The organism is Streptomyces sp. PL-25, assembly GCF_058344915.1.
The window spans coordinates 5,436,235-5,450,641 of the sequence record NZ_CP136997.1 but is presented as its reverse complement, the minus strand read 5'-3'; the positions used below and the strand labels follow the sequence as shown (position 1 = coordinate 5,450,641).

Annotated in this window: 13 protein-coding genes; 12 read left to right on the top strand and 1 reads right to left on the bottom strand. The window is 74.4% G+C overall.

The annotated features are described in order from the left end of the window. The first annotated feature begins 31 nt into the window (after window positions 1–31). The 4 genes from R4Z62_RS24685 to R4Z62_RS24670 all read left to right on the top strand — a co-directional run bounded on the left by R4Z62_RS24685 (window position 32) and on the right by R4Z62_RS24670 (window position 2,830). Window positions 32–1,645 (top strand): phage tail sheath family protein, encoded by a 1,614-nt coding sequence (locus R4Z62_RS24685; RefSeq protein WP_064535506.1) that lies wholly within the window; start codon window positions 32–34, stop codon window positions 1,643–1,645. Window positions 1,646–1,710: 65 nt separating this feature from the next. Beyond that, window positions 1,711–2,154, top strand: a complete 444-nt coding sequence (locus tag R4Z62_RS24680; protein WP_064535505.1) for a phage tail protein — start codon at window positions 1,711–1,713, stop codon at window positions 2,152–2,154. After that, window positions 2,154–2,675, top strand: coding sequence for a hypothetical protein (locus tag R4Z62_RS24675; protein WP_064535504.1), 522 nt, complete (start codon window positions 2,154–2,156; stop codon window positions 2,673–2,675). The genes R4Z62_RS24680 and R4Z62_RS24675 overlap by 1 nt, the downstream gene beginning before the upstream one ends. Next, window positions 2,672–2,830, top strand: coding sequence for a DUF6760 family protein (locus R4Z62_RS24670; RefSeq protein WP_018568006.1), 159 nt, complete (start codon window positions 2,672–2,674; stop codon window positions 2,828–2,830). The genes R4Z62_RS24675 and R4Z62_RS24670 overlap by 4 nt, the downstream gene beginning before the upstream one ends. A gap of 2,315 nt (window positions 2,831–5,145) precedes the next feature. Here R4Z62_RS24670 and R4Z62_RS24665 read toward each other — a convergent pair. After that, complete coding sequence (locus R4Z62_RS24665; protein ID WP_491520903.1) at window positions 5,146–5,988, bottom strand: hypothetical protein; 843 nt, start codon at window positions 5,986–5,988, stop codon at window positions 5,146–5,148. Between the two features lie 421 nt (window positions 5,989–6,409). Between R4Z62_RS24665 and R4Z62_RS24660 the strand changes: the two genes are divergently transcribed. From R4Z62_RS24660 to R4Z62_RS24625, 8 genes are all read left to right on the top strand, one after another. After that, window positions 6,410–6,595, top strand: a complete 186-nt coding sequence (locus R4Z62_RS24660; RefSeq protein ID WP_051115867.1) for a hypothetical protein — start codon at window positions 6,410–6,412, stop codon at window positions 6,593–6,595. A gap of 78 nt (window positions 6,596–6,673) precedes the next feature. After that, entirely contained in the window at window positions 6,674–7,096 is a 423-nt protein-coding gene (locus R4Z62_RS24655) for a phage tail protein (protein ID WP_064535502.1), read from the top strand. A 24-nt stretch (window positions 7,097–7,120) separates the two neighbouring features. Next, window positions 7,121–7,843, top strand: a complete 723-nt coding sequence (locus R4Z62_RS24650) for a CIS tube protein (RefSeq protein WP_491520902.1) — start codon at window positions 7,121–7,123, stop codon at window positions 7,841–7,843. Continuing rightward, window positions 7,843–9,747 (top strand): VgrG-related protein, encoded by a 1,905-nt coding sequence (locus R4Z62_RS24645; RefSeq protein ID WP_064535500.1) that lies wholly within the window; start codon window positions 7,843–7,845, stop codon window positions 9,745–9,747. The genes R4Z62_RS24650 and R4Z62_RS24645 overlap by 1 nt, the downstream gene beginning before the upstream one ends. 67 nt (window positions 9,748–9,814) lie before the next feature. Further along, window positions 9,815–10,249, top strand: coding sequence for a GPW/gp25 family protein (locus R4Z62_RS24640; protein WP_026252564.1), 435 nt, complete (start codon window positions 9,815–9,817; stop codon window positions 10,247–10,249). Then, the gene (locus tag R4Z62_RS24635; RefSeq protein ID WP_381741259.1) at window positions 10,249–12,210 is read left to right on the top strand and encodes a putative baseplate assembly protein; all 1,962 of its coding nucleotides are present in this window, start codon (window positions 10,249–10,251) and stop codon (window positions 12,208–12,210) included. Before R4Z62_RS24640 ends, R4Z62_RS24635 begins: the two co-directional genes overlap by 1 nt. Further along, complete coding sequence (locus tag R4Z62_RS24630) at window positions 12,210–12,794, top strand: phage tail protein (RefSeq protein ID WP_491520901.1); 585 nt, start codon at window positions 12,210–12,212, stop codon at window positions 12,792–12,794. The genes R4Z62_RS24635 and R4Z62_RS24630 overlap by 1 nt, the downstream gene beginning before the upstream one ends. Further along, window positions 12,791–14,281, top strand: a complete 1,491-nt coding sequence (locus R4Z62_RS24625) for an NADase-type glycan-binding domain-containing protein (protein ID WP_491520900.1) — start codon at window positions 12,791–12,793, stop codon at window positions 14,279–14,281. Before R4Z62_RS24630 ends, R4Z62_RS24625 begins: the two co-directional genes overlap by 4 nt. Window positions 14,282–14,407: the final 126 nt, after the last annotated feature.

Here is a 14,407-nt window from a genome sequence, read left to right as displayed (position 1 = left end):
TTCCTGTCTCGTACCCCGAGGAGAGCAGAGCATGCCGTCCTACCTGTCGCCCGGCGTCTACGTCGAGGAGGTGGCCAGCGGTTCCCGTCCGATCGAAGGGGTGGGCACCTCGGTGGCGGCCTTCGTGGGCCTCGCGCCGGCCGGGCCGCTGAACGAGCCGACCCTGGTGACCAACTGGAGTCAGTACGTCGCGTCCTTCGGCGAGTTCACCGACGGGTACTACCTCGCCCACTCGGTCTACGGGTTCTTCCAGAACGGCGGCACCGCCGCCTACGTCGTGCGGGTCGGCGGTTCCGCCGAGGACGCCTCCGGCGGTGCCGTGAGCCGCAACGGCGCGGTGCCCGCCGCGGTGAGCGGTTCCGCCGCTCCGGCCGCGCTGACCGCCGGTGAGCCGCGCCAGCTCGGCACGTTCACCGTGACCGCCATCGCCTCCGGCGGCAAGGGCGGACTGAGCGTCGAGGTCGCCGACCCCGAGGGCGAGGGCCCCGCCGAGCGCTTCCGGCTCGTCGTCAAGGACGGCGACAAGGCCGTGGAGACCTTCGACGTGACCGCCAAGAAGGGCGGCCGCAACTACGTGGTCACCCAGGTGAAGGAGCGCTCCAAGCTCATCACCGTGGCCGAGGCCGCGCCGGCCGCGCAGCTGGTCCGCCCGGAGAACCAGACGGTGGCCCTCCCGGCTCCGCCGGCCGCTCCGGCCCCGGTCGTGCCCGAGGCCCAGGAGGCCGTCGCGCCCCACCCGGGCCCGGCCCAGTACCTCGGCGACTCGGCCGACCGCACCGGCTTCGGCGGCCTGGAGGCCGTCGACGAGATCTCCATGGTCGCGGTGCCCGACCTGATGGCCGCCTACCAGCGCGGCGCGATCGACCTGGAGGCCGTCAAGGCGGTCCAGCTCGGTCTGATCGCGCACTGCGAGCTGATGGGCGACCGCGTCGCCGTCATCGACCCGCCGCCCGGCCTGAACGCCCGCCAGATCCGGGTGTGGCGCCAGGAGACGGCCGGTTACGACTCCAAGTACGCGGCCCTGTACTACCCGTGGATCAAGACGTTCGACCCGGCCAGCGGCCAGACCCGGCTGATCCCGCCGAGCGGCCACGTCTCCGGTGTCTGGGCGCGCAACGACTCCGAGCGCGGTGTGCACAAGGCGCCCGCCAACGAGGTCGTGCGCGGTGCGGTGGACCTGGAGACCCAGATCACCCGCGGTGAGCAGGACCTGCTCAACCCGATCGGCGTCAACTGCATCCGCGCGTTCCCCGGCCGGGGCATCCGCGTCTGGGGCGCCCGCACCCTCTCCTCCGACCCGGCGTGGCGCTACCTCAACATCCGCAGGTACTTCAACTACCTGGAGGAGTCCATCCTCATCGGCACCCAGTGGGTGGTGTTCGAACCGAACGACCACGCGCTGTGGGCCCGGATCCGGCGGAACATCTCGGCGTTCCTGGTCAACGAGTGGCGCAACGGTGCCCTGTTCGGCCAGCGCCCCGAGGAGGCCTACTACGTCAAGTGTGACGAGGAGACCAACCCTCCGGAGTCGGTGGACGTCGGCCGTGTCATCTGCGAGATCGGCATCGCGCCGGTCAAGCCCGCCGAGTTCGTGATCTTCCGGCTGGCGCAGTTCTCCAGCGGCAGCGGGGAGCTGGAGGAGTAGGACGCGGCACCGCCCGCGCCCCGCCGCCAGCCCGTCTTCCACACCCTTCCAAGGACAGCGAACACATGAGTCTCCAGCCGGGTGACGCCCTCACCTCACATAATTTCGGCCTCCAGATCGACGGCGTCATGGTCGAGTACCTGGCCGAGGTCAGCGGCCTGAGCATCGAGCAGGACGTCATCACCTACCAGCAGAACACGCCCAACGGCCAGAACGTGGTCAAGAACCTGCCGGGTGTGAAGAAGAACGGCACCTGCACGGTCGTCCGCGGTATGACCCAGTCGGCCTCGTTCACCCAGTGGATCAACGAGTCCATCAACGGCCAGATGACCACGGCACGCAAGAACGCCTCGATCATCATGATGGACTTCCAGAACAACCCGGTGAAGCGCTACCACCTGCGCAACGCCTGGTGCAACAAGATCGACGCGAGCACGGTCAAGGCGGGCGAGGCCGCCGCGCTGACCGAGACCGTGACGATCGCGTTCGAAGAACTGGTCATCGAATAATGCGGCGTACGGCCGGCCGGACCGGCGGTGCCGTCGCGTGGGCCGGCCAGGACGCGGCGGAGCCCGCGCCGGAGCCGGCGGCCCAGCAGCCGCCGGACCGGCAGTCCGCCCCGCAGCAGTCCGCCCCGCAGCAGCCCCTGCTCCAGGAGCCGCTGCGCACCGAGTTCCCCTTCCAGTTGCCCCGCGGGTACGTCGACGAGTCCGGCACCGTCCACCGTGACGGTGTGATGCGGCTGTCGACGGCCCGGGACGAACTCGTCCCGCTGCGGGACGTGCGCGTGCAGGAGAACCCGGCGTATCTGTCGGTGGTGCTGCTGGGCCGGGTCATCACCCGGCTCGGCACGCTGCCGCTGGTGCACGACGGGATCGTGGAGAACATGTTCGCCTCGGACCTGGCGTTCCTCCAGGACTTCTACCGGCAGATCAACGCCGAGGGCCACACCAGGGCGGGCGTGCGGTGCCCGCACTGCTCGGAGCCCTTCGAGGTGGAACTCGGCGGGAGCCGCCTGGGGGAATCGTGACGTACGCGACCGACCGGCTTCAGGAGGAGATCGCGTACGTGGCCTACCACTTCCACTGGAGCCTGGAGGAGATCCTGGATCTGGAACACCACGACCGCCGCCGGTACACGGAGGCCATCGCGTCCCTGGTGACGCGGGCCGGAGCGGAGGGCTGACACGTGGGATTCCTGGACCGGCTCGACCGGCGGGACCGGCTGCGCGGCCGGCGTTCCGCCGCGGGCGGCGACGGCGCGGGCAAGGGCGTGCCGAGCGTCACCGCCGCGGCGGACACGGTGGCGCAGGCGGCACCGTCCGCGCCACCGCCGGCCGACAAGGCCCCGGCCGCGCCGGACGCGCGGCCGGCGGTGGCGCCCTCCTGGATCGGACTGCCTGCGATCCAGCGAGCCCTTGGCCCGAACCCGGGCGGCGTGGCCGACTCCGGGTTCGGCGGGCGGCTGCCCACCTGGCAGAACCCGTCGTTCACGGCGACGGTGTCCCACGCCGTCCTGGACGGCCGCACCAGCGCCGTCCTCGGCGGCGGCCCGGCGGCGCACCCGGTCCCGGCCTCTCCGGTGACCGGCCTGGAACGCCCCGCGCCCGCCCTGCCGTCCGCCTCCGCCCCGGGTTCGTCACCCGTGGCACAGCGGGCGCCCGCGGTACCGCTGCGGTTCCTTCCGCCGCGGACGCCGGGCGGGAGGGGCGGGCCGGGTGGACCCGGTACGCCCGGTACGACCGGCGCGTCCGTCGCTTCGCCGGTCGCGTCCGGTGGTGCGGTGCGTGCGGCGGCCGGTTCGCCCGCGCGCGCCACGCCGGGGGGCGTGGCGCGCGGCGGGTCCATGACGGGCGGCGCGGGGCGGCCTGCGGGGGTGCCTGTCGCCACCTCGTCCGCCCGTTCTGCCTCGTCCGCCCCGTCCGCGCTGTCTTCTGGGTCTGCCCCGTCTTCTTTGCCTTCTCCGTCTTCTCCGTCTTCCCCGGCCGGTGGTCCGGTCGTCTCGCCGGCCGTGCCGCCGGTGGGTGCTTCGGGCGCCGGCCCGAGCGCTGCTCCGGTCGGCAACGCGGCCGGTACTCCGACCGGTGCGTCGGTCGGCTCCTCGCCGGGGACACCCGGCGCGTCTCCCGGTGCGGCTTCGGCCGTCCGGGGTGCTCCTGTGCCGGGGCGGTCCGGCAGGTCTCCTTCCCCCTCGGCCGGGGCCTCCACGCCGGGGGGCTCCGGTGCGTCCGCCTCCGGCCCGGCTCCTTCCGCCGCCGTGCCCGCGCCTGCGACTCCCGCCGCCCCGGCGCCCGCCGTGCAGCGGGCCGGTTCGGGCCGTCGGCGGCGGCGCGGCGCGGCGTCCGGACCGGCCGCCGCGAAGGCACCGGCGGCTTCCGGCGCTTCCGCCGCTTCCGCTGCTGCCTCCGGTTCCGCTTCCGCCTCCTCCGGTACGTCCCCGACGCCGTCGGCCGGCGGTGCTACGGCGGTGCAGCGGGCGGGCGACCAGGGAGGACCGGCGGCCACCGCCCCGGCCTCAGCCGCAGCCTCGGTTCCGGCATCCGCGCCCGCCGCTGCCGCGTCCACGCACTCCATTCCCGCCGCCGTGCCCGTGGTGTCGCCGCTGGCTCCGTCCTCCGGACCCGCCACGGCACCGCCCCCCCTGCCCGTCTCCGGTCCCGGGCTGCGTCCCGTCTCCTCGAACGCACCGGCCGGGCCCGGTTCGCTGACCCGGGCGCAGCGGAGCGGCCCGGCGGTCCAGCGGCGCTCGCTCCCCGTCGCCCGGCAGGACCCCGCCCCTTCGGGCAGCGGTGCCCCCGAGGCCCGCAAGGCACCCGCCGGGAACGGTTCGACGGTGTCCGCCCCGCACCCGACCGCGCCCACCGCCGCGCCGAGCCTGAGCGGCGACACGGCACCGGCGGCCGTGCAGCGTTCCGTGTCCTCGTCCTCCCCCGGCGGTACGCCCTCCAGCACCACCGTCCGCGACGCGGCCGGGGCTTCCGCAGGGGCGGCCGGACAGGCTCCCGCGGTGCAGAAGTCGACCGCCTCCCCCGCGCTCCCGCCCGCCACCGGCAGCACCCCCGCCTCCGCACCGGCCCCGAACGGGCCGGGCCGGACCTCGGCGAACGCGGCGCCGAGCACGGCGAACGCCCCGGCCCCGGCGGCGACTCCGTCCACCGGCACGGGCGCGGTCCGGTCACCGGGTTCGGCGCCGGCCTCGGGCCCCGGTCCGGTTTCGGTCGCGCGCAAGGCCACGCCTCCGGGACAGGCTGCGACGCCGTCTCCGAGCCCGGCACCGGCCCCCGGCCCGGCGTCCGCACCGACTCCGGGCCCGGCAGCGGCTTCTGGTTCCGCTTCCACTCACACTCCTGGTTCCGGGCCGCCTTCGGCCGCGGGTGCGCGAACGGCATCCGGCCCGGCATCGGGCTCGTCCTCACCGGTAGCCCCCGCCCCCGCCCAGCAGTCGGCCACCTCCTCGGCGCCGGCCACCCGCGTGTCCCCTCCCCCGCGTCAGGGAGGAACTCAGGGCGTCCAGGGCGCCGTACAGCGCCGCACGTCGCCGTCCCAGAGCGGTCGTACGCCACTGCCGGGTGCCCCCGCGACGGCACCCGCCGCCCCGCAGCGCCCCACCACCGCCTCGCCCGCGACCGCGTCCGCACCGGCACCCACCCGGACCGCCGACACCCCGGCGCCGCACCGGGCGAACGAGACCCGCCCCGCCACCGCTCCCACCCGGAGCAGCGGCACCCCGCACACCCCGTCCGCCGACACCCCCGTACAGCGGAGCGCGACGAGTTCGACGCCGCCGGCCGCCACCGGCCCCACGGCCGCCCCGCAGCCCACCGCGTCCGCCACCGCCCCGCGCCCGGCGGCCACCTCGGGCCAGAACGCCCCGGCGCCCGCGCCGGTCGTCCAGCGGCGCGGCGACAACCGCCGTGCGCCCCGCCCGGGTCTGGGTGCGCCCGTGTCCTCGCGGTCCGCCACTCCGCCGGGCCCACGGCCCCGGACGGACGCACCGGCCGGTACCGAGGCGACGACCCCGGCGCCCCAGGCCCCGGCCGCACCGGCACGGCGTTCACCGCTCGGCGCGCCCATGAGCGCGCTCCCCACGGACTCCGCGCCCGTCAGCAGCGTCCCGAGCGCCCCGCGCACGCCCGCACCGCCCTCGGCCGCCCTCCCCTTCCCGCCCGTACCGCTGCCGACAGCGGAATCACCCCTTCCGGCCTCCGTACCGCCCGCCGTCCAGCGCAGCGTCCGGCACCCGGCCCCGGCCCCGGCCGCGCTGCCGACACCACCGGCCGCCCCCATGCCCGGCCCCGCGTTCGCCGCCGGGCCCGCGCCCGCGGCCCCCGCGGGTGCCCCCACCGGCCGCCCCCTCCCGGTGGCACGCCTCGCGTCCCGCCCCTTCCCGTCTCCCGTACCGGCGCCCGGCGCCACACCTCCCGCCCCGGCATCCGGCCCCGTACCGGCACCGGCACTCGGGCCGATATCCGCACCGATGCCCCCCGCCGCGTCCGCCCCCACCTCCACCACCACGTCCGACCCCGCCCTCCCCCCGCGCTCCCCGTCGTCCAGCGCTTCTGGAAGAAACCCTCGAAGCCGTCGAAGCCACCGACAATGTCGGCCCCCGGCAACTCGGTCACGAGCGCCCATTCCGCCCCGGCGGCTGCCGCCGCCGTCGCGAACACGCTGCCGCACAGGCCGCCGCCGCACCGCGCCGACGGCCCGCCGCCCCCCGTACGCGCCCCCCGCCACCACCGCGGCCGCCGCCTCCGCACCGGAACCGGTGTCGCAGTCGGCGCCCCCGGAGTACAGCGGGGTCCCGGCGGGCGCGTTCGACCCGAGGGAGCTGACCGACTTCCAGCTGGACGAGCTGGTGCACCGGATCATCGGCCGGATCACCCGGCTGATCCGCACCGAACTCCGCATGGACCGCGAACGGATCGGCAGACTCCGCGACCCCCGCCACTGACCGGCGACCGGCGCGCCTCGCGCGGCCACCGGCCGGGAGCGTCCGGCACGACAGCAACGAAAGAAAGGCCCACCCTCGATGTCCCGCCAGGACCCGGGCTCCACCATCTGGTTCACCCTCAGCATCGACGGCGAGAGCCTCGGCTACTTCAACGGCTGCGAGGGGCTGTCGTCCCAGGTGGAGGTCGAGCACCGCCAGGAGGGCGGCAACAACGGCTTCGTCTGGCAGCTGCCGACCCGTGTCACGTTCTCCACGATCCGGCTGACCCGTCCGCTCACCCCCGACACCACCAAGGTCGCCAAGTGGATCTCGTCCGTGCAGACGGGCATCAAGCGGCCCACCGCGCACATCGCGGCGCTGCGCGCGGACGGTTCGGTGGTGGCGCGCTGGGGACTGCTGGAGGTGCTGCCGGTGAGCTGGACCGGTCCGACGCTCGACCCGGCGAGCCCGTCCGTGGCGACGGAGGTCCTGGAGATCGCCCACCACGGATTCACGGACTGAACGGACTGAAGGGCACAGGACGACATGGCCAAAGGCAAGAGCGGCGCGGGCAAGAGCCTGGTGCGGGCCACGCTCGCGATCCACGAGCCCCCCGTGGGTGACAGCACGTCACCCGGTGGCATCATCAAGACGTTCGACTTCGACTTCAACCCCGCGCAGCTGTCGCTGACCCGGCGCGCCGAGTGGAAGGCCACCCCCGCGCAGATCGAACGGGACGGCCCGCTCCCGGAGTTCATGGGCGCGCTGCCGCGGGAGATGAATGTGGAGATCTTCCTGGACTCCTCCGACGAGCCGACGAGCAACACGGTGCTGAAGAAGGTGGAGTCGCTGCTCGACTGCTGCGAGGTGACCAGCGCCAGCCGGGCCGCGAAGAAGCCGTCGCCGCCGTGGGTGGTGTTCGGCTGGGGGTCGTTCTCGACGGCCCGGTTCGCGGCGTACGTCAGCTCGGTGGAGGCCAACTACACGCTGTTCGGGACGACCGGTGTGCCCATCCGGGCCACCTGCCGGCTGCATCTGCACGAGATCCCGAACGCGACGATGGGGCAGAACCCGACCTCCGGCGCGCTCACCGCGCAGCGCGTGCACCGGGTCGTGGCGGGCGACTCGCTCCAGTCGCTGGCCTGGCGCGAGTACGGCAACGCGTCCGCCTGGCGGGCCATCGCCGAGGCCAACGGCATCGACGACCCGGGCATGCTGCCCAACGGCGTGGAACTCGTGCTGCCCGCCGCCGAGGAGGTGCGTTCCTGATGGTGCGTCCCGCGCTCTCCAGTGTCGTCGACGTCAAGATCGGCGGCGCCAAACTGCCCATCGAGTTCTCCCGTGCCCTGGTGGACTGCTCGGTCGACCAGGGCGTCGGGGTGCCGGCCGCGTTCCGGCTGACCTTCCGCGACCCGTACCGCAAGCTGCTCGGCAAGCTGGGCATCACCTTCGGCACCAAGGTGGTGCTGGCGCCGGTCTCCGACGGCAAGGGCGCCGGGGATCCGCTGCTGACCGGCGAGGTCACCGGTCTGGAGGCCGACTACGACGGCACCGGCACCTTCACCGTGATCCGCGGCTACGACCTCGGGCACCGCCTGCTGCGCCAGCGCCGGGTGGCCGCGTACCGCAACCAGAGCGCCTCCGACATCGCCCGCAAGCTGGCCGCCCAGGACGGCGTGCCCGTCGGACGGATCGAGTCGACGCGGACGGTGTACGAGTTCATCAGCCAGTCCAACGTCACCGACTGGGACTTCCTCGCCCGGCTGGCCGACGAGAACGAGATGGTGATGTCGGTCGACGCGGACGGGAAGTTCCAGTTCGCCAAGCCGAAGCCGTCCTCCGGGGCGCCCTCGCCGCACACGGAGGGCGACAAGAGCCCGTTCGTGCTCCAGGCGGGCCACGACATCCTGCGGCTGCGGGCCGCGGTGACCGCCGCCGACCAGGTCGGCAAGGTCGAGTCGCGCGGCTGGGACGTGACGACGAAGAAGAAGCTCACCTCGACCGCGCCCGCGGTCGACAACCCGGCCGTCAGCATCGGCACCACCCCGGGCGCGGCCGCCGGGAAGTTCAAGACGGCCAAGCTGGTCGAGACGGGCACGCCCTACGACAAGCAGAACGAGGTGAAGTTCGCGGCCGACGCGCTGGCCGACGACGTGACCGGGGCGTTCGCCGAGCTGGAGGTCGTCGCGCGCGGAAATCCCAAGCTGCGGCCGGGAGTTCCGGTGGCGCTCTCCGACGTCGGGGTGCCCTTCGAGGGCAAGTACACGGTGACGTCGGTGCGGCACGTGTTCGGCGACGGCAAGCACTACGAGGTGTGGGTGACGGTCAGCGGCCGGCAGTGGCGTTCGCTGTACGGGCTCGCCTCGGGCGGCACGGAGACCGCGCCCCGGCTGCCCAGCGTGGCCAACGCGCTGGTCACCGACGTCAACGACCCGCTGAAGCAGGGCCGGGTGCGGTTGCAGTTCCCGTGGCTGGACGACAGTTACGTCAGCGACTGGACGCGTACGGTGCAGATGGGCGGACTCGGCGGCGGCGGGGTGTTCCCGATGGACGTCAACGACGAGGTGCTGGTCGCCTTCGACCGGGGCGCGCTGGACCATCCGTTCGTCATCGGCGGGCTCTACAACGGGCGGGACAAGCCGACGGCGGTCGGTGACGTGCCGCTGCACGACACCGTGCGCAAGAAGGCCAGCCGGCACACCGTCTCCGACCGGGACGGCAACCGCATGGACCTGCTCAGCCAGAAGACGAGCGGGCGCAAGCAGGGCGTGCGGCTGGTGACCGGCGACAAGCAGCTCACCGTGAACCTGGACCGGACGAACACCGAGATCGTGGTGGACAGCAAGGGCTCGGTCAGCATCAAGGGCAGCCGCTCGGTGAGCGTGGAGGCGGGCACCGATCTGAGGCTGAGCGCCCGGCGCAACCTGTCCATCCACAGCGGCGGCACCCTCGACATCCGCGGCGGCGCCGTGGTCGGCATCAAGGCGGCGGGCGTGCTGTCGGTGGACGCGGGCGCCGCCCTGAACATGAAGGCCGCGGCCGCCGTGAACCTGAGCGCGCTCGCCAGCGTGCAGATCAACGCCGTGGCCAACGTGGGCATCCGGGCCGTCACCGTGCCCATCATGGGCGTCCTGACCTCCAACGGCATGCCGGTGATGGTGATTCCGGCGTGATCGGTGTAAGCGACGCGAAGGGCGCCGAGGGCGCGGGCAGTGTGCGGGGAACGCGGGGGTGGTGGTGATGGCGGAGCAGTTCGTCGGGTCCGGCTGGTCGTTCCCGTTGCGCATCGGGCCCACCGGCGGGATCGCGCTGGTCAGCGGGGAACGCGAGATCGAGGAGGCGATCCGCCTGGTGCTGTCCACGTCACCGGGCGAGCGGCCGATGCGCCCCGACTTCGGCTGCGCCATCCACGACCTGGTGTTCGCCCCGGTCAACGAGCAGACCGCGGGCCGCATCCAGCACGAGGTGTACATCAGCCTGGACCGCTGGGAGCCGCGGATCGAGGTCACCGACGTCGAGGTGACCGCGGGCGGCGACCAGGGCGTCCTCTACATCGACGTGCGCTACGCGATCCGCGGCACCAACAACCCGCGCAGCCTCGTCTTCCCGTTCTACGTCATTCCGTCCCACGACGAGCCGGGGGACACCGCCCCGGCTCCGGAAAGCGATCGCTGATGGCCCTGCCCTCCCCCAACCTCGACGACCGCCGCTTCCAGCAGTTCGTCGACGACGCCAAGCGCTACATCCAGCAGCGCGCCCCGGAGTGGACCGACCACAACGTCTCCGACCCGGGCGTCACCCTGGTCGAGACGGTCGCCCACATGGCCGACCAGATCGTCTACCGGCTCAACCGGGTGCCGGAGAAGAACCACCTGGCCTTCCTCGACCTGGTCGGGATCACCCTGTTCCCGCCGTCGGCGGCCCGGACGGACGTCACGTTCTGGCTGTCCGCGCCGCAGGAGGAGCCGGTGGCGGTGCCGGTCGGCACCGAGGTGGCGACCGTGCGCACCGAGAGCGAGGAGGCGGTGGTCTTCGCCACCGAGCGCGAACTGTCCGTCGTGCCCTGCTCGTTGCGGCACATCCTGGTGCAGCACCAGGGCGAGGCGGCGGTCGACCGCACCCATGACCTGGCCGCCGAGGACAAGGACCTGCTCTGCTTCGCGGAGTCCCCGGACCCGGGCGACTGCATGCTGCTGGGCCTGTCGGCCGCGGTGCCGCACAACGCGCTCGCCCTGGACCTGGACAGCCGGGTCGACGGTGTCGGCGTGGACCCGCGGCAGCCGCCGCTGGTGTGGGAGGCGTGGACGGCGGACGGCTGGCAGCCGTGCGAGGTCGACCGGGACGGCACCGGTGGTCTGAACCGGCCCGGCGAGGTGGTGCTGCACATCCCCGGCGGGCACGTGCTGTCCCGCAACGCCGGCCAGGAGGCGGGCTGGCTGCGCTGCCGGGTCACCGAGCCGCAGCCCGGACAGCCCTTCTACACCACGTCCCCCACGGTGCGCGCCGCCGAGGCGTTCACCATCGGCGGGACCACCGCCACCGTGCACGCCGAGACGGTCTACGACGAGGCGCTCGGCGAGTCCACCGGGCTGCCCGGACAGCGGCTGCGGCTCGCGCACGCGCCGGTCGTCGGGGACGATCCGCCGGTGCTGCTCCAGACCGCCGAGCACGACGGCTGGACGGACTGGCGGGTGGTGCCGAACTTCGCGGCCTCCGGCCCCGGCGACCGGCACATCACCCTGGACGCCGCGACCGGCGAGATCTCCTTCGGCCCGGCGGTGCGCGAACCGGACGGCTCGCTGCGCCAGTACGGGACGGTCGCGCCCAAGGGCTCCCCGATCCGCGCCCGCCGCTACCGCACCGGCGGCGGCCGGGCGGGCAACGTGGCGCGCGGCGCGGTGCAGATCCTGCGCACCTCCATCCCGTACGTCTCCGAGGTCGTCAACCGCGAGGCGGCGCGCGGCGGTGTGGACGGGGAGACCGTGGAGGAGGCGAAGGTCAGGGCGCCGATCACGCTGCGCGCCCAGGAGCGCGCGGTGACGCTGCGGGACTACGAGGAGCTGGCCCGCCGCGCCGCCCCGGAAACGGCGCGGATCACCTGCCTGGAGGGCGAGGAGGGCGAGCACGGGGCGTACGCGGTACGGGTGCTGGTGGTGCCGCAGGCGGTGCCCGACCCGGGCGGCCGGCTGCGCTTCGAGCAGCTCGTGCCCGGCGACGCGCTGCTGGACCGGATCACCCGGCACCTGGACGAACGGCGCCTGATCGGGACCCGGCTGGCGGTCGGTCCGCCGTACTACCAGGGGGTGACCGTGGTGGCCACGGTGCACGCGTTCCGCGGGGTGGACACCGACCGGGTGCGGCGCGAGACGCACGACGCCCTGTACCGGCACCTGGATCCGCTGACCGGCGGGGCGAACGGCACGGGCTGGCCGTTCGGGCGTCCCGTGCAGTCCGGCGAGGTGTTCGCCGTGCTCCAGCGGGTGCCGGGCGTGGAGCTGGTCGACCAGGTGGTCCTGCACGCGGCCGACCCGCTGACCGGCAAGCGCGGCGAGGCCACCGACCGCATCGACCTGTCCGCGCCGTCCCTCGTCTTCTCCTTCGACCACCGGGTGCGTGTGATCGGGGACGGTGCCTGATGCGCGGTTCCATCGACGGTCTGGGGTCGTCGGCGCCGATCGGCATGATGCTGCCCGCGGTCTTCGCCGACGACGATCTCGCGCAGCGGTTCGTCGGCGGTCTCGACGAGGTGATCGCGCCGATCCTGAGCGTCCTCGACTGCCTGGACTCCTACTTCCGGCCGTCGCTCGCCCCGCAGGACTTCACCCAGTGGCTGGCCGGCTGGGTGGGCGCGGAGACGGACGGCACCGAAGCCGAGCCGCTGCTGCGGGCCGCGGTCGCCGCCGCCGCGCATCTGCACCGCATCCGCGGCACCCGGCGCGGTCTCGCCCAGGCGGTACGGCTCGCCTTCGGCGTGGAACCGGAGATCACCGAGAGCGGGGCCGCCGACTGGAGCGCCCGCCCGCTGGGCCCGGTCCCCGGCGAGGTGCGCCCCCGGCTGCACGTGCACGTGCGGCTGCCCGACCCGACCCCCGCGGACCGGCACCGCCTGGACTCCCTGGTCGCCGCCGCCCGCCCCGCCCACATGCCGTACACGGTGCAGGTGTCCGCGGCCGAGTCCGCCGTACCCGCCGAACCCGCCGAAAGGATCCCCGAGAGATGACGACCCCCCAGAACTGCGCCGAATGCGGCACCCGCGCGGAGCCGGGCCAGTCGTTCTGCGACGCCTGCGGGGCGGTCCTGAGCTGGACGGGTCCGGCGGCGTCCCGCGTGCCCGCGCCGGCCGGGCCGGCGGACGCGTTGCGGGGCCGCGCCGAGGACGCGTCCGACGCGGCACCGGCGGCGGCGTCCTCCGGCGGCTCCGGAAGCTCCGGCGGCTCCGGTCACGCTCCGGCGGACACCTCCGTCCGCGACCCCGCTCCGTCCGGACCGTCCGCGGCCCCCGCCGCCCCGGCCCCGGAGGGTGCCGTGGGCACCGCGCCGGAGCCGCGGCCGCTGCCCGCCCAGGGCGCCGCTCCCGGTCCCGAACGGTCCGAGGAGGACGACACGCTCCCGGGTCTGCGCATCATCCCGGACCCGGCGGCAGCGCCGCCCCCGCACGACCCGTACCGCCAGCCGGCCGCGCCCCACGCGCCCCAGGGCGCCCCCTTCGCGGGCGACCCGGAGGCGACCGTCCCGCAGCCGCCGGCCGCGCAGTTCCCCGACGGTGCTCCCATGCCCGGCACCCCCGCGCCCGGTGGCCCCGAGGACCCGGCGGAGCGGGCCCGCCGCCTGCTCATCCCGGTCTCCGACCCGCAGGCCCCACCCGCCCCGGAACCCGCCGTGGCGCCGGTGCTGCCCGGCCGCCCCGTCCCGCAGCGCCCGCAGGCCGTACGCGCCCCGGGCGAGGAACTCGGCCTGGACGGCGGTCTCCCCTGCCCCTGGTGCGGCACCCGGAACCGGCCCGAACGGCACTACTGCACGCGCTGCGCGATGCCCATGGCCGGTGACCGGCAGACCCCGGGGCGGCTGCCCTGGTGGCGGCGGCTGACGCGGGCCGGCGACCGCGAGGCGCCGTGGGCGGGCGACCGTCCCCGGCTGCGCCGCGCCTTCGACCGCGTACTGGCCTGGGTGGGCGCGGCGATCGTGGTGACCCTGCTGATCGTGGCAGCCGTGAACATCCCCAGCGGTGTCCAGGCGACCCGCGACCACTTCGCCAAGCGCGCCCCGGTCGCCCCCGACACCTACCGCGCCTCCCGCTCGTACCCGGGCCACAAGCCCGACCTGGCCTTCGACAAGATCAACAACACCTGGTGGGGTCCGGGCGTCGCCGACTCGGGCAAGGGCCAGTGGGTCGAGGCCCACTTCAACGAGCCGACGCGGCTGCTGAACATCATCATCACGCCGGGCCAGTCCGTCCGCGCCGACCAGCTCTCCAAGTCCGCGCTCCCGCACCGCGTCCAGGCCCTGATCACCACGGCCGACGGCAAGACCACCACCCGCGACCTCGTCCTCGACCAGGGTCCGGGCCCCCAGCCCCGCGCCTTCCGCTTCGGCAAGGTCATCGCCGTCCGCTTCACCATCGAATCCGCCTACCAGCCCAGCCCCGACAAGCAGGTCTCCATCGCCGAGATCGAGTTCCTCGGCCCGTCCCACTCGAACGGAAGCTGACCCGCACCAAGCCCCCGGCCACAACGCACCACACCGCGAACACGGGACCGCCGCTCTTCCCCCGGAGCGGCGGTCCCGGCATGAGCGGCCGACGATCCGCTTTCCTGTGCAACACGATGGACCCGG